The following is a 17,992-nucleotide window of genomic DNA, read 5'->3' as shown; positions in this document are numbered from 1 at the left end:
TTCGACGATCATGCCGGATTTCATCGGCCTGACGATCGCGGTGCATAACGGCAAGCAGCACGTGCCGGTCTATGTGTCTGAAAACATGGTTGGTCACAAGCTCGGCGAATTCGCGCTGACCCGTACGTTCAAGGGTCACGCAGCCGACAAGAAGGCCAAGAAATAAGGTGCGATGATGGAAACTAAAGCTATTCTCCGTGGCGCACGCCTGTCGGAACAGAAGGGCCGCCTTGTTGCAGACATGATTCGTGGCAAGAAGGTTGACCAGGCACTGAACATCCTGGCCTTCAGCCCGAAAAAGGGTGCTGCGATCATCAAGGGTGTGCTCGAGTCCGCAATCGCGAACGCCGAACACAACGATGGTGCTGACATCGACGAACTGCGCGTCAAGACGATCTACGTCGAGCGTGGCGCTTTCCTCAAGCGCTTCATTGCACGGGCAAAGGGTCGTGGCGATCGCATCTCGAAGCAAACCTGTCACATCTACGTGACTGTCGGTAACTAAGGAGTCACGATGGGACAGAAAATTCATCCGACCGGTTTCCGTCTTTCGGTTACGCGCAACTGGGGTTCCCGCTGGTATGCAGGCAATGGCAACTTTGCCTCCATGCTCAACGAAGACCTGACCGTCCGCACCTACCTGAAGAAGAAACTGAAGAACGCTTCGGTTGGCCGCATCGTCATCGAGCGTCCGGCGAAGAACGCGCGCATCACCATTTTCAGCTCCCGTCCGGGTGTTGTGATTGGCAAGAAGGGCGAGGACATCGAAGTCCTGAAGTCCGACCTGACCAAGCTGATGGGTGTGCCGGTTCACGTCAATATCGAAGAGATCCGCAAGCCGGAAGTCGATGCACAGCTGATCGCTGACTCGATCGCCCAGCAGCTCGAAAAGCGCATCATGTTCCGCCGCGCGATGAAGCGCGCAATGCAGAACGCAATGCGTCTGGGCGCCCAGGGCATCAAGATCATGTCGTCCGGCCGTCTGAACGGTATCGAAATCGCTCGTAAAGAGTGGTATCGCGAAGGTCGCGTGCCCCTGCACACCCTGCGCGCCGACATCGACTACGGTTTCGGCGAAGCGGAAACGACCTACGGCATCATCGGTATCAAGGTTTGGGTCTACAAGGGCGATCGTCTGGCAAGCGGCGAAGCACCGACCATCGAGGCACCGGTCGAAGACGACAAGAAGCGTCGCGGCCCGCGTCGTGACGATGGCAAACCGGGCGGCCGTCCGCGCGCCAAGAAGGCTGAGGGTTCCGAAGGAACTTCCGCCACTACTCCGGCTGCGAAGCGTGTTCGTGCCCCGAAGAAGGCTGACGGCGCTGCACCGGCTGAGAAAGCAGGAGAATAACCATGCTGCAACCAGCACGCAGAAAGTATCGTAAAGAGCAAAAAGGCCGCAACAAGGGCATTTCGCACGAGCGCGGCACCGCTGTCTCGTTCGGCGAATTCGGCCTGAAGGCGGTCGGTCGCGGCCGCATCACGGCTCGCCAGATTGAAGCGGCACGTCGTGCAATGACGCGTCACATCAAGCGCGGCGGCCGTATCTGGATTCGCGTTTTCCCGGACAAGCCGATCTCCCAGAAGCCCGCCGAAGTCCGTATGGGTAACGGTAAGGGTAACCCGGAGTACTACGTGGCCGAAATCCATCCGGGCAAGGTGTTGTACGAGATGGATGGTGTTGACGAATCGTTGGCTCGCGAGGCATTCCGCCTGGCAGCCGCCAAGCTTCCGCTGGCAACGACCTTCGTCCTTCGTCAAGTCGGCCAATAACAGGAGTGAAACATGAAAGCATCTGAACTCCGCGGCAAGGATCAGGCGGCTCTGCAAAAAGAGCTCAACGAGTTGCTCAAGGCGCAATTCAGCCTGCGTATGCAAGTCGCAACGCAGCAGTTGAACAACACCGCGCAACTCAAGAAGGTGCGCCGCGACATCGCGCGCGTGAAAACGGTCATGAATCAGAAGGACGCCAAATAATGAACGATCAAGTGAAGCAGTCGCTCAAGCGCACCCTGATTGGAAAAGTTGTGTCCGACAAGATGGACAAGACCGTGACCGTGTTGGTTGAGCGCCGCGTTAAGCACCCGCTGTACGGCAAGATCGTCGTGAAGTCGAACAAGTATCACGCTCACGATGAAACCAACCAAGTGAAGGAAGGCGATACCGTCGAGATCACCGAAGGTCGCCCAATCTCCAAGACGAAGGCATGGTCGGTGACCCGTGTGGTCCAGACCGCGCAAATCGTTTAATTAGTAGTTGCGAGCCCGGCATTTTGGTGCCATAATGCCGGGCTTGGTTCTCGATTTGCAGCTGCGAGAGCCGATTGCAGTGCCCTGTAGTTCGAAAAGACTCGCGCAGGAGTTTCTTGCGCAGCAGGTGTTTTTGTAACCGTCCACCTAATCGGCGCGGCTTTGCTTAAGTCGGCTGACAGGACCAAGACTGACCGCGGGTTCGCATTGGGCGACGAGGCGGATTAAGTTGGGAAAGAAAATACTATGATTCAAACTGAAAGCCGGCTCGAGGTAGCCGACAATACGGGTGCGCGTGAAGTCCTGTGCATTAAGGTGCTGGGTGGTTCCAAGCGCCGTTACGCCAGCATCGGTGACGTCATCAAGGTGACGGTGAAGGATGCGGCCCCGCGTGGTCGTGTGAAGAAGGGCGAAATCTACAATGCCGTCGTCGTGCGTACCGCCAAGGGCGTGCGCCGCCAGGATGGTTCGCTGGTCAAGTTCGACGGGAACGCCGCAGTGTTGCTGAACAATAAGCTTGAGCCGATCGGCACTCGTATCTTCGGGCCGGTGACGCGTGAGCTGCGTACCGAGCGCTTCATGAAGATCGTGTCGCTCGCGCCTGAAGTTCTGTAAGGAGTCGCGTCATGGATAAGATTCGGAAAAATGACGAAGTCATCGTCCTGACCGGTAAGGACAAGGGCAAGCGTGGTGTGGTTAAGCAGCGCGTTGGTGCTGATCACGTCGTGGTCGAGGGTGTGAACGTGGCCAAGAAGGCAGTGCGTCCGAACCCGATGACCGGTGCTACTGGCGGCATCGTGGATAAGTTGATGCCTATTCACGTCTCCAACGTCGCGTTGTTCAATGCGGCAACTGGCAAGGCGGATCGCGTCGGCGTCAAGGTCGTGGATGGTAAGAAAGTCCGCGTCTTCAAGTCGAATGGCGAAGTCGTTAAGGTGTAAGAGATCATGGCTCGTCTCCAACAAGTTTATAAAGATAAAGTCGTCGCTGACCTGACCAGCAAGTTTGGTTACAAGTCGGTGATGGAAGTCCCGCGCCTGACCAAGATCACCCTGAACATGGGTCTGTCGGAAGCGGTTGCGGACAAGAAGATCATCGAGCACGCCGTGGGCGACCTGACCAAGATCGCCGGCCAGAAGCCGGTGGTAACCAAGGCCCGCAAGGCAATCGCAGGCTTCAAGATCCGCGAAGGCTATCCGATCGGTTGCATGGTTACCCTGCGTGGTGCCCGCATGTACGAGTTCCTGGATCGTCTGATCACCGTCGCGCTGCCGCGCGTGCGTGACTTCCGCGGTGTCTCCGGTCGTGCGTTTGATGGTCGTGGCAACTACAACATCGGTGTGAAAGAGCAGATCATTTTCCCCGAAATCGAATACGACAAGATCGACGCGCTGCGTGGCATGAATATCAGCATCACCACGACTGCGAAGACCGACGAAGAAGCGAAGGCGCTTCTCGCCGCATTTAAATTCCCGTTCAGAAACTGAGGCTGCCATGGCAAAACTGGCACTGATTAACCGTGAACAAAAGCGCGCTGCCCTGGTGAAGAAGTACGCCGGCAAGCGTGCCGAGTTGAAGGCAATCATCGACGATCAATCGAAGTCGGAAGAAGAGCGCTATGAGGCGCGCCTGAAGCTGCAGGCGTTGCCGCGCAATGCGAATCCCACCCGTCAACGCAATCGCTGTGCGCTGACCGGTCGTCCGCGTGGCACCTTCCGCAAGTTCGGTTTGGCGCGTACCAAGATCCGTGAAATCGCCATGCGCGGCGAGATTCCGGGTGTAACCAAAGCTAGCTGGTAATAGGAGAACAAGCAATGAGTATGAGCGATCCTATCGCCGATATGCTGACCCGCATCCGCAATGCCCAGGGCGTGCAAAAGACCACGGTTGCTATGCCGTCGTCCAAAGTCAAGGTGGCAATTGCCAACGTCCTGAAGGACGAGGGTTACATTGAAGATTATGCGGTATCCGAAGCAGGTGGCAAGGCAGAGCTGAAGATCGGCCTGAAGTACTATGCCGGCCGGCCGGTGATCGAGCGCCTTGAGCGTGTATCCCGTCCTGGCCTGCGTATTTACAAGGGTAAGGATGATATCCCGCAGGTGATGAACGGCCTCGGCGTGGCGATCGTGTCCACGCCGAAGGGTGTGATGACTGACCGCAAAGCGCGCGCAACCGGTGTCGGTGGCGAAGTCATTTGCTACGTGGCCTAAGGAGTGCAAGATGTCTCGTGTAGGTAAAATGCCAATCGCACTTTCGGCTGGTGTCGAAGTGACGATCGCTGCAGACAGGATTACTGTCAAAGGGCCGCAGGGCACGCTTTCCATGCCGCTGAACGGTCAAGTCAAGGTCGTCAACGAAAACGGCACGCTGCTGTTCTCGCCGGCCGACGAAAGCCGTGAAGCTAACGCCATGACCGGTACGCTGCGCGCACTGGTAAACAATATGGTTCTCGGTGTAACCAAGGGCTTCGAGAAGAAGTTGTCCCTGGTCGGCGTGGGTTATCGTGCGCAAGCGCAAGGCGACAAGCTGAACCTGTCGCTCGGGTTCTCCCACCCGGTCGTGCATCAGATGCCGGCTGGCGTGAAGGTGGAAACCCCGACCCAGACCGAGATCGTGATCAAGGGTGTCGACAAGCAGAAGGTCGGTCAGACCGCTGCCGAGATCCGTGCTTACCGCAGTCCTGAGCCCTATAAGGGCAAGGGCGTCCGCTACGTGGACGAAGTGGTAACGCTCAAAGAAACCAAGAAGAAGTAATAGGGGTTGACGATGGACAAGAAACAATCTCGTCTGCGCCGCGCGCGCCAAACCCGCGCGAAGATCGCAGAGCTGAAGGTGAACCGCCTGGCAGTGCATCGCACCAACCTGCACATTTACGCAAACATCATCAGCCCGGACGCCAAGGTGCTGGCTTCGGCTTCCACGCTGGAAGCGGAAGTGCGCCAGGAATTGGCTGGCAAGACCGGCAAGGGCGGCAATGCTGCTGCAGCAGCCCTCGTTGGCAAGCGCGTAGCGGAGAAGGCCCTGAAGGCTGGTATCACCGAAGTCGCGTTTGATCGCTCCGGTTTCCGCTATCACGGCCGTGTCAAGGCAGTCGCTGAAGCGGCGCGTGAAGCCGGTCTGAAGTTCTAAGGAAAAATCGTCATGGCAAAAATGCAAGCAAAGACGCAGCAAGGCGAAGAGCGCGACGACGGCCTGCGGGAAAAGATGATTGCGGTCAACCGCGTGACCAAGGTCGTCAAGGGTGGCCGGATTATGGGTTTCGCGGCGCTGACCGTCGTCGGTGACGGCGATGGCCGCATCGGCATGGGCAAGGGCAAGTCGAAGGAAGTCCCGGTCGCCGTGCAGAAGGCAATGGAAGAAGCGCGCCGCAAGATGATCAAGGTGACGCTGAAGAACGGCACGCTGCAGCATACCGTAACCGGTAAGCATGGCGCCTCCACCGTGATGATTTCGCCTGCTAAGGATGGTACCGGCGTGATTGCTGGCGGCCCGATGCGCGCAATTTTCGAAGTAATGGGCGTGACCAACGTTGTTGCGAAGTCCTACGGCTCGACCAACCCGTACAACATGGTTCGCGCCACGTTGAACGGTCTGGCAAACATGAGCACGCCGTCGGAAATCGCCGCCAAGCGTGGCAAGTCCGTTGAAGAAATTCTGGGTTAAGGTGATCCGAATGGCAAACACAATCAAAGTGAAACTGGTCAAGGGTTTGATCGGCACTCGCCAGGACCATCGCGCCACCGTTCGTGGCCTGGGGCTGCGTCGTGTGAATTCGGTTTCGGAACTGCAAGACACGCCGGCTGTACGCGGCATGATCAACAAGGTTTCGTATCTCGTGAAAGTGGTGTCGTAAGCCACGCGCTTGCGAACGGAGCAAATCATGGAATTGAATAGCATTCAACCGGCAGCGGGTGCCAAGCACGCCAAGCGTCGCGTCGGACGTGGCATTGGTTCGGGCCTGGGTAAGACGGCCGGCCGAGGCCATAAGGGTCAAAAGTCGCGTTCTGGCGGCTTCCACAAGGTCGGTTTCGAAGGCGGCCAGATGCCGCTGCAGCGTCGTCTGCCGAAGCGCGGCTTCAAGTCGATGGCGACGCCGTTCAAGGCAGAAGTTCGCTTGGGCGACCTTGAAGCTCTGCCGGTGGCAGAGATCGATATGCTGGCGCTGAAGCAGGCTGGTCTGGTACCGGAACTGGCACGCGTGGTCCGCATTATCAAGGCAGGCGAGATCAGCAAGAAGGTCTCGGTCAAGGGCGTCATCGCGACCAAGGGTGCGAAGGCTGCGATCGAAGCTGCTGGTGGTACGGTTGCGTAAGCGACCGGTTTGTTCGGAGCAATAATTGGCGACGACTCCGCAACTCGCTAAGAGTGCAGCAAGTGGCTTCCCATGGGGGCGCCTGTGGTTCCTGCTTGCTGCCCTGGTTGTTTATCGTATAGGCGCGCACATTCCCGTCCCGGGAATTGACCCTGGCCAGCTCTCGGAACTGTTTAAGCAGAATCAGGGCGGTATCCTGGGGATGTTCAACATGTTCTCGGGCGGTGCGTTGTCGCGCTTTACGATTTTCGCGCTCGGGATCATGCCGTACATCTCGGCATCGATCATCATGCAGTTAATGTCGGTCGTGTCGCCGCAACTGGAAGCGCTGAAGAAGGAAGGCGAAGCCGGCCGTCGCAAGATTACGCAGTACACGCGCTACGGCACCCTGTTGCTGGCAACCTTCCAGGCGCTTGGTATTGCAGTGGCGCTGGAGTCGCAAGCCGGATTGGTAATCGATCCGGGCCTGGCGTTCCGGTTCACGACGGTGGTAACGCTGGTCACCGGTACGATGTTCCTGATGTGGCTGGGTGAGCAGATCACCGAGCGCGGTCTGGGCAACGGTATTTCGATCATCATCTTCGCCGGTATCGCTGCAGGTTTGCCGAGCGCGATTGGCGGCATGTTCGAACTGGTTCGTACCGGCTCGATGAGTGCGATCGCGGCGATCCTGATCTGCGTGATTGTGGCGGCGGTGACGTTCCTGGTCGTGTTTATTGAGCGTGGCCAGCGCAAGATCCTGGTGAACTACGCCAAGCGTCAGGTGGGTAACAAGATTTACGGCGGGCAAAGCAGCCACCTGCCGCTGAAGCTGAATATGGCCGGGGTGATTCCGCCGATCTTCGCATCGTCGATCATCCTGTTCCCGGCGACGATTACCAGCTGGTTCACCTCGGGGAATACAGACAACGCAGTTGTACGTTTCCTGAAGGACTTGGCGGCATCGCTCGCGCCGGGTGAGCCGATTCACGCGTTGTTGTATGCGATTGCGATTGTGTTCTTCTGCTTTTTCTATACCGCACTGGTATTTAATAGCAAGGAAACAGCCGACAATCTGAAGAAGAGCGGTGCATTTGTGCCGGGTATTCGTCCGGGTGACCAGACTGCGCGTTACATCGACAAGATCCTGATGCGCTTGACGCTGGTTGGTGCCGTGTACATCACCCTGGTGTGTTTGCTGCCTGAGTTCCTGATCGCGCGTTGGAAGGTTCCGTTCTATTTTGGTGGTACGTCGCTGCTGATTATTGTGGTGGTGACAATGGATTTCATGGCGCAGGTCCAGAATTACGTGATGTCGCAGCAATACGAATCGCTGCTTCGTAAGGCGAATTTCAAGGGCGGCATCCCGACACGATAATCGGAAGCCCAGAAGAACGAGCAGAGCGAATGGCAAAAGACGACGTAATTCAGATGCAGGGTGAGATTCTTGAGAATCTTCCGAATGCGACTTTTCGAGTCAAGTTGGAAAACGGGCACGTTGTTCTCGGACATATTTCCGGCAAGATGCGTATGAACTATATTCGCATCCTCCCCGGCGATAAGGTAACGGTGGAATTGACGCCCTATGATTTGAGCCGGGCACGCATTGTGTTCCGTACGAAGTAAGTAACAAGTAACCAAAAGCTAGAAAGAGGGCGAAAATGAAAGTGCTCGCATCAGTTAAGCGGATCTGCCGCAACTGTAAGATCATCAAGCGCAAAGGCGTCGTTCGTGTTATTTGCACCGAACCGCGCCACAAGCAGCGCCAGGGTTAATTAACGTTATTGATCGAGGAATAACGAATGGCACGTATTGCAGGGGTGAATATCCCCAATCACCAACACACCGTTATCGGCTTGACAGCGATTTATGGTATTGGCCGTCCGCGCGCGGAACAAATCTGCGAAACGACGGGTGTCCCGACCACTAAGAAGGTCAAGGACTTGGATGATAACGAGCTGGAAAAGCTGCGCGACGAGGTCGGCAAATTCGTCGTCGAGGGTGACCTGCGTCGTGAAGTCTCGATGAGCATCAAGCGTCTGATGGACCTGGGTTGCTATCGTGGCCTGCGCCATCGCAAGGGCCTGCCGGTTCGTGGCCAGCGTACCCGTACCAATGCCCGTACCCGCAAGGGGCCGCGCAAGGCAGCGCAGTCGCTGAAGAAATAATCCAGCGCAGTTTGACTCGTAGTCGGATTCAAGGAAATCAACATGGCAAAAGCCCCGAACAACGCCGCAGCAGCACGCGTGCGCAAGAAAGTTAAAAAGAATGTTGCCGAAGGTATCGCGCATATCCACGCGTCCTTCAACAACACTATCATCACCATTACCGACCGTCAGGGTAATGCCCTGTCCTGGGCAACTTCCGGTGGTGCAGGCTTCAAGGGTTCGCGCAAATCGACCCCGTTCGCAGCGCAGGTTGCGGCCGAAGCGGCAGGCAAGGTTGCCATCGAGTGCGGTGTGAAGAATCTGGAAGTTCGCATCAAGGGCCCGGGCCCGGGGCGCGAGTCCGCGGTTCGCGCGCTCAACAGCCTCGGCATCAAGATCACCCAGATCCAGGACGTAACGCCGGTTCCGCACAACGGTTGCCGTCCGCCCAAGCGCCGTCGCATCTAAGCGTTTTTGCTGTAGTACTTGCAGTAAAGCTGCCCGCCAGATACCATGGCGGGCTTTGCACTTAAGACCACCGTCTGATAGCAGGCAGATCAGACTAGCGCCTGGCAGATCCTGTGCGATCTGGTCGGGGCGTCATTGAATTAAAGGAAATCAACGTGGCACGTTATATCGGACCGAAAGCAAAACTCTCCCGCCGTGAAGGCACCGACCTGTTCCTGAAGAGCACCCGCCGCTCGCTGGACTCCAAGTGCAAGCTGGACTCCAAGCCGGGCCAGCATGGCCGCACTTCGGGCGCACGTACCTCCGACTACGGCAACCAGCTGCGCGAAAAGCAGAAGGTCAAGCGCATGTACGGCATTCTTGAGCGCCAGTTCCGCCGCTACTTCGCGGAAGCGGATCGCCGCAAGGGCAACACCGGCGAGAACCTGCTGAAGCTGCTCGAATCCCGCCTCGATAACGTCGTCTACCGCATGGGCTTTGGCTCGACCCGCGCCGAAGCGCGCCAGCTGGTCAGCCATAAGGCAATCACGGTGAACGGTAACGTCGTCAACATCGCTTCCTACCTGGTGAATGCCGGCGATGTGGTCGCCATTCGCGAAAAAGCCAAGAAGCAGGCCCGTATCGTCGAAGCGCTCTCGCTGGCCGAGCAGGGCGGCATGCCCTCCTGGGTTGCGGTCGATGCGAAGAAGATGGAAGGCACCTTCAAGTCCGCTCCGGACCGCAGCGAAGTCGCCAATGACGTCAACGAATCGCTGATCGTCGAATTGTATTCGCGCTAATTGAGCAATCCCCCGCCCGCCCCGTCACCGACGGGGCGGGTTTCTTTGTAATGCCATCAGCCTTATCGGTGTAACGAGCCGAGGGTATTGAAGAGGACATTTCATGCAAAACAGCCTGTTGAAACCCCGTATTATCGAAGTCGAGGCACTGGGTGCCGGTCACGCGAAGGTCGTGATGGAACCGTTTGAGCGCGGCTATGGCCACACGCTTGGCAACGCATTGCGCCGCGTGCTGCTGTCTTCGATGGTCGGCTATGCGCCGACGGAAGTCACGATCGCGGGCGTCGTGCACGAGTATTCGTCGCTCGACGGTGTGCAGGAAGACGTGGTGGACATGCTGCTGAACCTGAAGGGCGTCGTGTTCAAGCTGCACAACCGCGACGAAGTTACGCTGACGCTGAAGAAGGAAGGCGAAGGCGCCGTGCTGGCATCGGATATCGATCTGCCGCACGACGTCGAGCTGATCAATCCGGATCACGTGATCGCGCAACTGACCGCGGGCGGCAAGCTGGATATGCAGATCAAGGTGGAAAAGGGCCGTGGCTATGTGCCGGGCAATGTCCGCCGCCTGTCTGAAGACGCCAACAAGACCATCGGTCGTATCATTCTCGACGCGTCGTTCTCTCCGGTGCGCCGTGTATCCTACGCTGTCGAATCCGCACGCGTGGAGCAGCGTACCGACCTGGACAAGCTGGTGATGAACATCGAAACCAATGGCGTAATCTCGCCGGAAGAAGCGATCCGCCAGTCCGCACGCGTTCTGGTCGACCAGCTCAACGTGTTCGCCGCGCTGGAGGGCACCGAAGCCGCCGCTGAAGCACCGTCGCGTGCGCCGGCAGTCGACCCGATCCTGCTGCGCCCGGTCGACGACCTCGAACTCACCGTTCGTTCCGCAAACTGCCTGAAGGCCGAGAATATCTACTACATCGGCGACCTGATCCAGCGCAGCGAGAACGAACTGCTCAAGACTCCGAACCTTGGCCGCAAGTCCCTGAACGAAATCAAGGAAGTGCTGGCATCTCGCGGTCTGACTCTGGGCATGAAGCTCGAAAACTGGCCGCCGGCAGGCCTGGAGAAGTAATCCTGACGGGAGCGGTGTCATAGCCGCTCCCGCTTGATGTAGCTGTACCGTCGTAACAAGAATTACCGGCCCGCGACAGCTTTGCTGATCGATAGAAGAGCTGGATTGAAACTCAACCTAGAAAGGAAATAACATGCGTCACCGTCACGGTCTCCGCAAACTGAATCGTACCTCCTCGCACCGCCTCGCGATGCTGCGCAACATGACCGTCTCCCTTCTGCGTCATGAAGCGATCAAGACCACGCTGCCGAAGGCGAAGGAACTGCGTCGCGTCGTCGAGCCGATCCTCACCCTGGGCAAGACCGACAACCTCTCGAACAAGCGCCTGGCGTTCAACCGCCTGCGCGACCGTGAAATTGTCGGCAAGCTGTTCTCGGAGCTCGGCCCGCGTTACGCTGCCCGCAACGGCGGCTACATCCGCATCCTGAAGATGGGTTTCCGTCAGGGCGACAACGCGCCGATGGCCTTCGTCGAGCTGGTCGACCGTCCGGAAATCAGCGATGCGGCAGAAGTGCCGACCGCTGAGTAATCGGTCAGATCCAGAGGGAAAAGCCAGGCATCGCCTGGCTTTTTTGTTTTGTGCGTACGGTGCGGTCCGGCGGCCGCGAGGTCCAACTGCGCGACATGGGATCGTTTCGAACCCTTGAGATTCGTCATTGGCGGCTCGGGTGGTGAAATCCGGTTTATGGCAAGATGTACGCTTTAGTTCAGCTAACGTTTCCGCATGAGTGAATCCGGCATTCTGTCAGTGGTGAATCTTCGCAAGTCGTATGGCAGCGGCGCGTCGAAGAACATGGTTGTCGATGGATTGTCGTTCAGCCTGCGCCGCGGGGAATGCTACGGTTTGCTGGGGCCAAACGGCGCCGGCAAGACAACCACCTTGCGGCTGTGCCTGGGACTGACGGCGCCAGACAGCGGCCAAGTCACGCTGGTCGGCCGGCGCATTCCCGAGGAAGCGCGCCCGGCGCGTTTGCGGGTCGGGGTGGTTCCACAGGCAGACAATCTCGATCCGGATTTCACGGTAGAGGAAAACCTGCTGGTGTTCGGCCGCTACTTTGGCATCGGCGACGACGAGATCAAGGCGCGTATCCCGAAGCTGCTTGAATTTGCCAACCTGGCAGCAAAAAAGGACGCGCGTATCATCGAACTGTCGGGCGGCATGAAGCGGCGGCTGACGTTGGCGCGGGCGCTCATCAACGACCCGGACCTGATCTTCATGGACGAGCCGACAACCGGGCTCGATCCGCAGGCGCGGCATATGATCTGGGACCGCCTGAAGTCGCTGCTCGGGGAGGGCAAGACCATTGTGCTGACCACGCACTTCATGGACGAGGCGGAACGTCTGTGCGACCGGCTTGGCGTGATCGACCATGGCCAGATGATTGCCGAGGGTTCGCCCCGGGCGCTCATCGGGCAACATATCGAGGCGGAAGTGGTCGAAGTGTACGGCGACAATGCACAGGTCTGGGGCGAGGCCGAAGGCCGGGCGATGGCCGCGCGGATGGAAGTGAGCGGCGAAACGGTCTTCTGTTACACGAACGATGCGCAGCCGCTGCTGGCCAGCCTCCACGCCACTGCTGGAGTGCGCTACCTGCACCGGCCGGCGAACCTGGAGGATTTATTCCTGAAGCTGACCGGACGGGAAATGAGGGATTGAGATGAGTGCGACAGCGTACGCCTTGCCAGGGTTTTCCTTCCGTTTCCTGCCGATCTGGCGGCGCAATTTCCTGGTCTGGAGAAAACTTGCGGCCGCGAGCATTCTTGGCAATATCGCCGATCCGCTGATCACGCTGGTAGCCTTCGGCTACGGACTCGGCAGCCTGCTGCAGACTATCAACGGCATCCCGTATATCCACTTTCTCGCATCCGGCTCGATTTGCATGTCTGTCATGATGGCCGCCTCGTTCGAGGCGCTGTACTCAGCGTTTTCTCGCATGCACGTGCAGAAGACGTGGGATGCGCTGCTAAACGCGCCGCTCGCGCTCGATGACGTGGTGCTGGCCGAAATGCTGTGGGCGGCAACCAAGTCCCTGTTTTCAGGAATTGCAATCCTCGGCGTCATCCTGCTGCTCGGAATCGGGCACCATTGGACCGTGCTTGCGGTGCTGCCATTGCTGTTTCTGATCGGCATGACTTTTGCATCGATAGGATTGATCATCAATGCGCTCGCGCGAGGGTATGATTTCTTTACGTATTACTTCACGCTGGTGCTGACGCCGATGGTATTTCTTTCCGGCGTCTATTACCCGACGACTCAACTGCCGGCATGGCTGCAGTTGTTTGCCAAGGTGCTGCCTCTGGGGGCGGCGGTCAATCTGATCCGGCCGCTGATCCTTGGTGAGTGGCCGCAGACACCGCTGGCCGACATCGCTGTTCTGGTGGCCTACTGCGTCGCCGGCTTTTATGGTGCGACGGTGCTGACACGCCGCCGTCTTCTCAAGTAGAGTCTGTTTCAAGGACAAGGCCTTGATGATGCAGGAAGTCTTGCTGGTATTGACGAACGTGCCTGACGAGGCGGTTGCCCGCGCCATTTCGCGGCTCGTGGTGGAACAACGCCTCGCCGCCTGCGTTAACATACTGCCGCCCGTGCGCTCCGTGTACCGATGGCAGGGAGCGGTGGAGGAGGCTTCTGAACTGCCCCTGCTGATCAAGACCACGAGGGACAGGTATGCCGACCTGGAAGCGGCGATCAAGGTGGCCCACCCATACGACGTCCCCGAAATCGTCGCAATGCCGGTATCGGCGGGACTGCCAGCTTACCTGAACTGGGTCGCCGCGGAATCAAAAAAGGATGTCGATGTATAAGCTGTTCCGTTTTCATGCCGTACTGTCCGCTACCGGCCGGTTTGTGGCTGCTCTTGCGCTTGCGACATTGAGCCTGCTCGCGCCGCTTTCTCATGCCGGGAACGATTTTCTCGAACCCGAGAAGGCATTCCGGTTCGCTGCCCGGATGATCGATCCTGCAACGATCGAGGTGACCTACAAGATAGCTGACGGTTACTACATGTATCGGGAAAGTTTCGCGTTCAAGGCAGAAGGCGCAACCCTCGGTCAACCTGTCATACCGCCCGGCAAGGTTAAGTTTGACGAGACGTTCCAGAAGGATGTGGAATCGCATCGGGGAATGGTGGCAATCACGATTCCGGTCGAGGCAGGCGGTATGTTCACGCTCAGGGTAACCGGGCAGGGATGCGCGGACCAGGGCTTGTGCTATCCGCCAATGGAGTCGGTGGTCTCGCTGTCCCCGACCGGCGGCGGGCTGGCGGGGGCGATCACGTCTGCCAAGGGTGCGGCAGGTGAAGGCGGCACGTTGCTAAGCAGCGCCAGCCCGCCGGACTCGGAAATGGGGCGGATCGAGTCCTCCCTCAAGAGCGGAAGGCTGATCGCCATCCTGCCATTGTTCCTGCTGCTCGGACTCGGTCTTTCCTTTACGCCCTGCGTGCTGCCCATGGTGCCGATCCTTTCCTCGATCATCGTCGGGGAAGGCGCGCAGGTCAGCCGCAAGCGCGGCCTGTCGTTGTCAGCGGCATACTCCCTTGGCATGGCGCTGGTTTATACCGCCCTCGGGGTCGCAGCAGGCCTGATCGGGGAAGGGCTGGCGGCGACGCTTCAGAATCCGTGGGTGCTCGGCGCGTTTGCGGCACTGATGGCCGTTCTCTCGCTGTCGATGTTCGGCGTGTACCAGTTGCAGATGCCCGCCGCGATCCAGAGCCGGCTCGCGGGGGCATCCGAGCGCCAGACCGCAGGCAAGTTCGTCGGCGTCTTCGTCATGGGTGCGATTTCGGCGCTGATCGTCGGGCCCTGCGTTGCCGCGCCGCTTGCCGGCGCGCTGCTTTACATCAGCCAGACCCGTGATGTGATCATTGGCGGCAGTGCCTTGTTTGCAATGGCGGTCGGCATGAGCGTTCCGCTTCTGCTGGTCGGCGTTTCTGCCGGTACGCTGCTGCCGCGCGCCGGTGCGTGGATGGAATCCGTCAAGTACTTCTTCGGCATCCTGATGCTCGGGCTGGCGCTGTGGATCGTGACGCCGGTAATTCCGGGCTGGGTGCCGATGGCAGGCTGGGCGATACTCGGGATCGGTTATGGCGGCTTCCTGCTGTGGAAGGGCAGCCGGGGCTGGGCTGGCAAGATTTTCGGTCTGGTCTTCGCCGCCTTCGGCCTGGTACAGCTGGCCGGTGCGGCCACAGGCGGCAACGACGCGCTTGCGCCGCTGGCGCATCTGACAGGAGGCGCTCACAAGACCGAGTTCAAGCGTGTCAAGTCGGTGGCGGAGCTCGATGCGGTGATCGCGCAATCGGCCGGCAAGACGGTGATGCTGGATTTTTATGCGGATTGGTGCGTGTCCTGTATCGAGATGGAAAAACTGACATTTTCCGATCCGCGCGTGAAGGCGCATTTCGCCAACATGGTCTTGCTGCAGGCTGACGTGACAGCCAATTCCGACGACGACAAGGCGCTGCTCAAGCGCTTCAAGCTGTTCGGCCCGCCGGGCATCATCTTTTTCGACAAGCAAGGGCGGGAGATTCCCGGCGGCCGCGTGATTGGCTACCAGAACGCCGACAAGTTCCTGAACTCGCTGTCGCTGGTGGCGGGTTTCTGAGTCGCTGCAATATATCCTTACCGCTCGTTGTCGCGCGGATGATCCTCCAGATAGCGCTTGCGCCGGAAGAAGACCAATAGTGCGATCACGATGAAGGCCATGATGCCCATCGTGATCCAAAACCCCGACTTGTCCTGCAGCAGCGGCATCTCGGCGAAGTTCATGCCGAATACGCCGGTCACCAGGGTCAGCGGCATGAACAGTGCGGTGATCACGGTCAGCGTGCGCATGATTTCGCTCGTCCGGTGCGCCATGGCCGAAAAATGGATCTGCACCGCCGATTCGATGGTCGATTCCAGCCGCTGCGCGTGATTCAGCACGCGCGTAATGTGCTCCATCACATCATTCACGCGCACCAGCATCAGGTCCTTGGTGCGGCCATTGCGCGACTCGTCGATGGTGTCAACCAGGTAGTCACGCAACTCCTGCATCGCATCGCGCTGCCCCTCGCACAGATGGTCAAGCTTGCGCAATTCAATGCGCGCGTCCAGCAGCGCTGTCCAGTCGTTGAAAGGATGGCGCGGACTGAGCAGCGCGCGCTGCCAGCGATCGATCTGTGCGGTCAGCGGCTGACGCAGTGCGAGGTATTGGTCGACCATTGCGTTGAGAAGCCGCAGCATCAGCTCTTCCGGTGACGCCGGCGGCCGGAATGCATGTGCGCCGCCGTCGCGCCTGTTCTTGAATTCGAGCAGGCGGGCGCGGGTGGCGTCGATGGTACGGCTATTCGCCGCATGGACCGTCACCAGCGCCCGGTCCATCAGCAGGAAGGAAACCGGCTTGGTTGCCAGCTTGGTCAGCGCCGGAGGGATCTTGCGCGGTTGATACGGCGCGTCCGGCGTTCCGTTGGCGTCAAGTGCGAGCTTGCGGAACACCACCAGCGCGTAGTCCTGGGTGGAGTCGAAATACGAGGGATGGCTGAGGTTGGTCGCGTCTGTCAGGTGCGGGTCGTAGATCTGGACTCCGGTCGCTTTCGCCACCGCATCGCGCCAGGCAGTGTGGTCGGCGGCCACTTCATCATGTGTGGCATCCAGCCACAGAAAGCCGCTTGACGGCATGCCGGCCTCGACCGGATTCCAGGGCGAGACACAGTTGCTACTGACGTGAAAAATATCCATGTCCGGTCGGCGACGGTTTGAAGATGACCCAGAGCGCTGCCAGCGATGCGCAGGCTGCCAGCGCGAACCCTGCCTGCATCGTCTGCGTCAATGCGAGCGGGCCGAACCAGCCGCTCGTCCACAGCACACCGGCCGCCGATGCAAGCAGGCGAAGCGATTCTGCCACAACATAGCTCAAACGTCTCTCAAGCAATCCGCCGATGATCCACAAGCTGGCCGTGATCCATGCCGCGTATGCCGCCAGATCACCGGCGCCGAAGCGGCCGTAGCCGGACAGGAAATGTGTCGTCGCCAGCAGGACGAGTGCGAACTGCACGAGGCAATAGGACTGTTCGCTGCGGGTCAGCGCCGGATCGTAAAGCGGGCGGTGAATGTCGAAGGGAGTGGACGGATAGCGCGCGGCGACGTCTGCGGGCCGCCAGCCGGGACGGGATATCCACACTTTCAGTTTGTCCCGCCAGCGACGCGCATGCCATGCATCCATCCATATCGCCTTGTATACCTCGAGGTTCGCCCACAGCGGATTCCAGCTCCGCAGCGGGCTGCGGGTGCCATAAACCACCGGGGTATCGTCGCGTTCTTCAATGAAGGTGCCGAACATCCGGTCCCACAGGACGAGGATGCCGCCGTAATTCTTGTCGAGGTAGATGTCATTGACCGCATGATGCACGCGATGGTTGGACGGCGACACGAAGACGCGGTCGAACCAGCCCAGCTTGCCGACCTGTTCCGTGTGCACCCAGAACTGGTACAACAGGTCGATCAGGCCGACGGCGGCGAAGATTTCCACCGGATAACCGAGCAGCGCCATCGGCGTGTAGAACAGCCATCCCAACAGTACGCCGCTGCTGGTCTGGCGCAGCGCGGTGGACAGGTTGTAGGCTTCGCTCTGGTGATGCACCACGTGGGCGGCCCATAGCACATTGACCTCATGGCCTGCGCGATGCAGCCAGTAGTAGCAGAAGTCGTACAGGAGCAGGCCGGTAATCCAGACCCACAGGCTGTCGGCGGGTAGCCTGAACAGCGCGACGTGCTCGACCAGCCAGGCATAAATGCCGATGCGAAGCAGCCGTGTGAAAACGCCTGTTACCTGGCTGAGCACACCGAGGCTCAGGCTGGTGATTGCGTCGTTGATATGGTAGTTGTGCTGCCTGCGCCAGGCGCCTACCGCCAGTTCAAGGAAGATCAATAGGAAGAACACTGGCGTGGCCAGCGTGATGACTTTCTCTTGCATCGCTGTCTCCGTTGTTGTTCTTGCTTCA

The 17,992-nt window shown here is 59.0% G+C and carries 30 protein-coding genes; 28 read left to right on the top strand and 2 right to left on the bottom strand.

Going from position 1 to position 17,992, the window contains the following annotated elements; all coding sequences use genetic code 11:
• From VEC01_RS03285 to dsbD, 28 genes are all read left to right on the top strand, one after another.
• Positions 1-166 (top strand): ribosomal protein S19 family protein (locus VEC01_RS03285; RefSeq protein WP_324898719.1); only part of this gene is annotated, 166 nt, incomplete at its 5' end.
• A 6-nt stretch (positions 167-172) separates the two neighbouring features.
• The gene (gene rplV, locus VEC01_RS03280; protein WP_324898701.1) at positions 173-505 is read left to right on the top strand and encodes a 50S ribosomal protein L22; all 333 of its coding nucleotides are present in this window, start codon (positions 173-175) and stop codon (positions 503-505) included.
• A gap of 9 nt (positions 506-514) precedes the next feature.
• Complete coding sequence (rpsC, locus tag VEC01_RS03275) at positions 515-1,351, top strand: 30S ribosomal protein S3 (protein WP_324898699.1); 837 nt, start codon at positions 515-517, stop codon at positions 1,349-1,351.
• Between the two features lie 2 nt (positions 1,352-1,353).
• Positions 1,354-1,773: a 50S ribosomal protein L16 gene (rplP, locus tag VEC01_RS03270; RefSeq protein WP_324898697.1), complete on the top strand. Its 420-nt coding sequence runs from the start codon at positions 1,354-1,356 to the stop codon at positions 1,771-1,773.
• Between the two features lie 12 nt (positions 1,774-1,785).
• Positions 1,786-1,977, top strand: a complete 192-nt coding sequence (gene rpmC, locus VEC01_RS03265; RefSeq protein WP_088710706.1) for a 50S ribosomal protein L29 — start codon at positions 1,786-1,788, stop codon at positions 1,975-1,977.
• A complete protein-coding gene (gene rpsQ, locus VEC01_RS03260; RefSeq protein ID WP_324898694.1) occupies positions 1,977-2,249 on the top strand; it encodes a 30S ribosomal protein S17 in 273 nt (90 codons plus the stop codon). The genes rpmC and rpsQ overlap by 1 nt, the downstream gene beginning before the upstream one ends.
• 246 nt (positions 2,250-2,495) lie before the next feature.
• Entirely contained in the window at positions 2,496-2,864 is a 369-nt protein-coding gene (gene rplN, locus VEC01_RS03255; protein ID WP_088710704.1) for a 50S ribosomal protein L14, read from the top strand.
• Positions 2,865-2,875: 11 nt separating this feature from the next.
• Entirely contained in the window at positions 2,876-3,190 is a 315-nt protein-coding gene (gene rplX, locus VEC01_RS03250) for a 50S ribosomal protein L24 (RefSeq protein ID WP_324898691.1), read from the top strand.
• A gap of 6 nt (positions 3,191-3,196) precedes the next feature.
• Positions 3,197-3,736: a 50S ribosomal protein L5 gene (rplE, locus tag VEC01_RS03245; RefSeq protein ID WP_324898689.1), complete on the top strand. Its 540-nt coding sequence runs from the start codon at positions 3,197-3,199 to the stop codon at positions 3,734-3,736.
• Positions 3,737-3,743: 7 nt separating this feature from the next.
• Positions 3,744-4,049 (top strand): 30S ribosomal protein S14, encoded by a 306-nt coding sequence (gene rpsN / locus VEC01_RS03240; protein WP_324898687.1) that lies wholly within the window; start codon positions 3,744-3,746, stop codon positions 4,047-4,049.
• A 14-nt stretch (positions 4,050-4,063) separates the two neighbouring features.
• Positions 4,064-4,459 carry a 30S ribosomal protein S8 gene (gene rpsH / locus VEC01_RS03235; RefSeq protein ID WP_146332657.1) on the top strand — a complete coding sequence of 132 codons (396 nt, stop codon included), beginning with the start codon at positions 4,064-4,066 and terminating at the stop codon, positions 4,457-4,459.
• A gap of 10 nt (positions 4,460-4,469) precedes the next feature.
• Entirely contained in the window at positions 4,470-5,003 is a 534-nt protein-coding gene (gene rplF, locus VEC01_RS03230) for a 50S ribosomal protein L6 (RefSeq protein ID WP_324898683.1), read from the top strand.
• Between the two features lie 12 nt (positions 5,004-5,015).
• Positions 5,016-5,378, top strand: coding sequence for a 50S ribosomal protein L18 (gene rplR / locus VEC01_RS03225; protein WP_324898681.1), 363 nt, complete (start codon positions 5,016-5,018; stop codon positions 5,376-5,378).
• 12 nt (positions 5,379-5,390) lie between these two features.
• Complete coding sequence (rpsE, locus tag VEC01_RS03220; protein ID WP_324898679.1) at positions 5,391-5,912, top strand: 30S ribosomal protein S5; 522 nt, start codon at positions 5,391-5,393, stop codon at positions 5,910-5,912.
• Positions 5,913-5,922: 10 nt separating this feature from the next.
• Positions 5,923-6,102, top strand: a complete 180-nt coding sequence (gene rpmD, locus VEC01_RS03215) for a 50S ribosomal protein L30 (protein WP_040039196.1) — start codon at positions 5,923-5,925, stop codon at positions 6,100-6,102.
• Positions 6,103-6,129: 27 nt separating this feature from the next.
• Complete coding sequence (gene rplO, locus VEC01_RS03210; protein WP_324898675.1) at positions 6,130-6,561, top strand: 50S ribosomal protein L15; 432 nt, start codon at positions 6,130-6,132, stop codon at positions 6,559-6,561.
• 25 nt (positions 6,562-6,586) lie between these two features.
• On the top strand, positions 6,587-7,918 hold the full coding sequence (gene secY, locus VEC01_RS03205; protein WP_324898673.1) for a preprotein translocase subunit SecY: 1,332 nt from the start codon (positions 6,587-6,589) through the stop codon (positions 7,916-7,918).
• A 29-nt stretch (positions 7,919-7,947) separates the two neighbouring features.
• Positions 7,948-8,166: a translation initiation factor IF-1 gene (gene infA / locus VEC01_RS03200; protein WP_005663428.1), complete on the top strand. Its 219-nt coding sequence runs from the start codon at positions 7,948-7,950 to the stop codon at positions 8,164-8,166.
• A gap of 35 nt (positions 8,167-8,201) precedes the next feature.
• Complete coding sequence (rpmJ, locus tag VEC01_RS03195) at positions 8,202-8,315, top strand: 50S ribosomal protein L36 (RefSeq protein WP_014004415.1); 114 nt, start codon at positions 8,202-8,204, stop codon at positions 8,313-8,315.
• A gap of 27 nt (positions 8,316-8,342) precedes the next feature.
• Positions 8,343-8,708 carry a 30S ribosomal protein S13 gene (gene rpsM / locus VEC01_RS03190; protein ID WP_324898668.1) on the top strand — a complete coding sequence of 122 codons (366 nt, stop codon included), beginning with the start codon at positions 8,343-8,345 and terminating at the stop codon, positions 8,706-8,708.
• A 42-nt stretch (positions 8,709-8,750) separates the two neighbouring features.
• Positions 8,751-9,155 carry a 30S ribosomal protein S11 gene (rpsK, locus tag VEC01_RS03185; RefSeq protein ID WP_324898666.1) on the top strand — a complete coding sequence of 135 codons (405 nt, stop codon included), beginning with the start codon at positions 8,751-8,753 and terminating at the stop codon, positions 9,153-9,155.
• Positions 9,156-9,310: 155 nt separating this feature from the next.
• Positions 9,311-9,934, top strand: coding sequence for a 30S ribosomal protein S4 (gene rpsD / locus VEC01_RS03180; protein WP_324898664.1), 624 nt, complete (start codon positions 9,311-9,313; stop codon positions 9,932-9,934).
• 103 nt (positions 9,935-10,037) lie between these two features.
• A complete protein-coding gene (locus VEC01_RS03175) occupies positions 10,038-11,015 on the top strand; it encodes a DNA-directed RNA polymerase subunit alpha (RefSeq protein WP_324898662.1) in 978 nt (325 codons plus the stop codon).
• 133 nt (positions 11,016-11,148) lie between these two features.
• Entirely contained in the window at positions 11,149-11,544 is a 396-nt protein-coding gene (rplQ, locus tag VEC01_RS03170) for a 50S ribosomal protein L17 (RefSeq protein WP_324898660.1), read from the top strand.
• Positions 11,545-11,739: 195 nt separating this feature from the next.
• Positions 11,740-12,672: an ATP-binding cassette domain-containing protein gene (locus VEC01_RS03165; RefSeq protein WP_324898659.1), complete on the top strand. Its 933-nt coding sequence runs from the start codon at positions 11,740-11,742 to the stop codon at positions 12,670-12,672.
• 1 nt (position 12,673) lies between these two features.
• Entirely contained in the window at positions 12,674-13,459 is a 786-nt protein-coding gene (locus tag VEC01_RS03160) for an ABC transporter permease (RefSeq protein ID WP_324898657.1), read from the top strand.
• A gap of 28 nt (positions 13,460-13,487) precedes the next feature.
• Complete coding sequence (gene cutA, locus VEC01_RS03155; protein WP_414691411.1) at positions 13,488-13,820, top strand: divalent-cation tolerance protein CutA; 333 nt, start codon at positions 13,488-13,490, stop codon at positions 13,818-13,820.
• A complete protein-coding gene (gene dsbD / locus VEC01_RS03150; protein WP_414691409.1) occupies positions 13,807-15,615 on the top strand; it encodes a protein-disulfide reductase DsbD in 1,809 nt (602 codons plus the stop codon). The genes cutA and dsbD overlap by 14 nt, the downstream gene beginning before the upstream one ends.
• A gap of 17 nt (positions 15,616-15,632) precedes the next feature.
• Here dsbD and VEC01_RS03145 read toward each other — a convergent pair whose 3' ends face one another.
• Entirely contained in the window at positions 15,633-16,730 is a 1,098-nt protein-coding gene (locus VEC01_RS03145) for a magnesium transporter CorA family protein (protein ID WP_324898654.1), read from the bottom strand.
• Positions 16,708-17,964: a sterol desaturase family protein gene (locus VEC01_RS03140; protein ID WP_324898652.1), complete on the bottom strand. Its 1,257-nt coding sequence runs from the start codon at positions 17,962-17,964 to the stop codon at positions 16,708-16,710. The genes VEC01_RS03145 and VEC01_RS03140 overlap by 23 nt, the downstream gene beginning before the upstream one ends.
• Between the last annotated feature and the right edge of the window lie 28 nt (positions 17,965-17,992).

Source organism: Noviherbaspirillum sp. (assembly GCF_035627455.1).
Taxonomy (GTDB): domain Bacteria; phylum Pseudomonadota; class Gammaproteobacteria; order Burkholderiales; family Burkholderiaceae_D; genus Noviherbaspirillum.
Note: the sequence above shows the minus strand (reverse complement) of the source record. Positions and strands in the feature narration are given on the sequence as shown.

Excerpts from the sequence above, each read along its gene's own strand:
- rplX (WP_324898691.1), top strand. The coding sequence starts at position 2,876 with ATGGATAAGATTCGGAAAAATGACGAAGTCATCGTCCTGACCGGTAAG.
- rpmJ (WP_014004415.1), top strand. The coding sequence starts at position 8,202 with ATGAAAGTGCTCGCATCAGTTAAGCGGATCTGCCGCAACTGTAAGATC.
- rplV (WP_324898701.1), top strand. The coding sequence starts at position 173 with ATGATGGAAACTAAAGCTATTCTCCGTGGCGCACGCCTGTCGGAACAG.
- infA (WP_005663428.1), top strand. The coding sequence starts at position 7,948 with ATGGCAAAAGACGACGTAATTCAGATGCAGGGTGAGATTCTTGAGAAT.
- rpsE (WP_324898679.1), top strand. The coding sequence starts at position 5,391 with ATGGCAAAAATGCAAGCAAAGACGCAGCAAGGCGAAGAGCGCGACGAC.
- rpsC (WP_324898699.1), top strand. The coding sequence starts at position 515 with ATGGGACAGAAAATTCATCCGACCGGTTTCCGTCTTTCGGTTACGCGC.
- rpsH (WP_146332657.1), top strand. The coding sequence starts at position 4,064 with ATGAGTATGAGCGATCCTATCGCCGATATGCTGACCCGCATCCGCAAT.
- VEC01_RS03160 (WP_324898657.1), top strand. The coding sequence starts at position 12,674 with ATGAGTGCGACAGCGTACGCCTTGCCAGGGTTTTCCTTCCGTTTCCTG.
- rplQ (WP_324898660.1), top strand. The coding sequence starts at position 11,149 with ATGCGTCACCGTCACGGTCTCCGCAAACTGAATCGTACCTCCTCGCAC.
- rpmD (WP_040039196.1), top strand. The coding sequence starts at position 5,923 with ATGGCAAACACAATCAAAGTGAAACTGGTCAAGGGTTTGATCGGCACT.
- rpmC (WP_088710706.1), top strand. The coding sequence starts at position 1,786 with ATGAAAGCATCTGAACTCCGCGGCAAGGATCAGGCGGCTCTGCAAAAA.
- rplN (WP_088710704.1), top strand. The coding sequence starts at position 2,496 with ATGATTCAAACTGAAAGCCGGCTCGAGGTAGCCGACAATACGGGTGCG.
- VEC01_RS03165 (WP_324898659.1), top strand. The coding sequence starts at position 11,740 with ATGAGTGAATCCGGCATTCTGTCAGTGGTGAATCTTCGCAAGTCGTAT.
- rpsM (WP_324898668.1), top strand. The coding sequence starts at position 8,343 with ATGGCACGTATTGCAGGGGTGAATATCCCCAATCACCAACACACCGTT.
- rpsQ (WP_324898694.1), top strand. The coding sequence starts at position 1,977 with ATGAACGATCAAGTGAAGCAGTCGCTCAAGCGCACCCTGATTGGAAAA.
- rplR (WP_324898681.1), top strand. The coding sequence starts at position 5,016 with ATGGACAAGAAACAATCTCGTCTGCGCCGCGCGCGCCAAACCCGCGCG.
- rplP (WP_324898697.1), top strand. The coding sequence starts at position 1,354 with ATGCTGCAACCAGCACGCAGAAAGTATCGTAAAGAGCAAAAAGGCCGC.
- dsbD (WP_414691409.1), top strand. The coding sequence starts at position 13,807 with ATGTCGATGTATAAGCTGTTCCGTTTTCATGCCGTACTGTCCGCTACC.
- rpsK (WP_324898666.1), top strand. The coding sequence starts at position 8,751 with ATGGCAAAAGCCCCGAACAACGCCGCAGCAGCACGCGTGCGCAAGAAA.
- VEC01_RS03145 (WP_324898654.1), bottom strand. The coding sequence starts at position 16,730 with ATGGATATTTTTCACGTCAGTAGCAACTGTGTCTCGCCCTGGAATCCG.
- rpsN (WP_324898687.1), top strand. The coding sequence starts at position 3,744 with ATGGCAAAACTGGCACTGATTAACCGTGAACAAAAGCGCGCTGCCCTG.
- cutA (WP_414691411.1), top strand. The coding sequence starts at position 13,488 with ATGCAGGAAGTCTTGCTGGTATTGACGAACGTGCCTGACGAGGCGGTT.
- VEC01_RS03175 (WP_324898662.1), top strand. The coding sequence starts at position 10,038 with ATGCAAAACAGCCTGTTGAAACCCCGTATTATCGAAGTCGAGGCACTG.
- rplE (WP_324898689.1), top strand. The coding sequence starts at position 3,197 with ATGGCTCGTCTCCAACAAGTTTATAAAGATAAAGTCGTCGCTGACCTG.
- rplO (WP_324898675.1), top strand. The coding sequence starts at position 6,130 with ATGGAATTGAATAGCATTCAACCGGCAGCGGGTGCCAAGCACGCCAAG.
- VEC01_RS03140 (WP_324898652.1), bottom strand. The coding sequence starts at position 17,964 with ATGCAAGAGAAAGTCATCACGCTGGCCACGCCAGTGTTCTTCCTATTG.
- rplF (WP_324898683.1), top strand. The coding sequence starts at position 4,470 with ATGTCTCGTGTAGGTAAAATGCCAATCGCACTTTCGGCTGGTGTCGAA.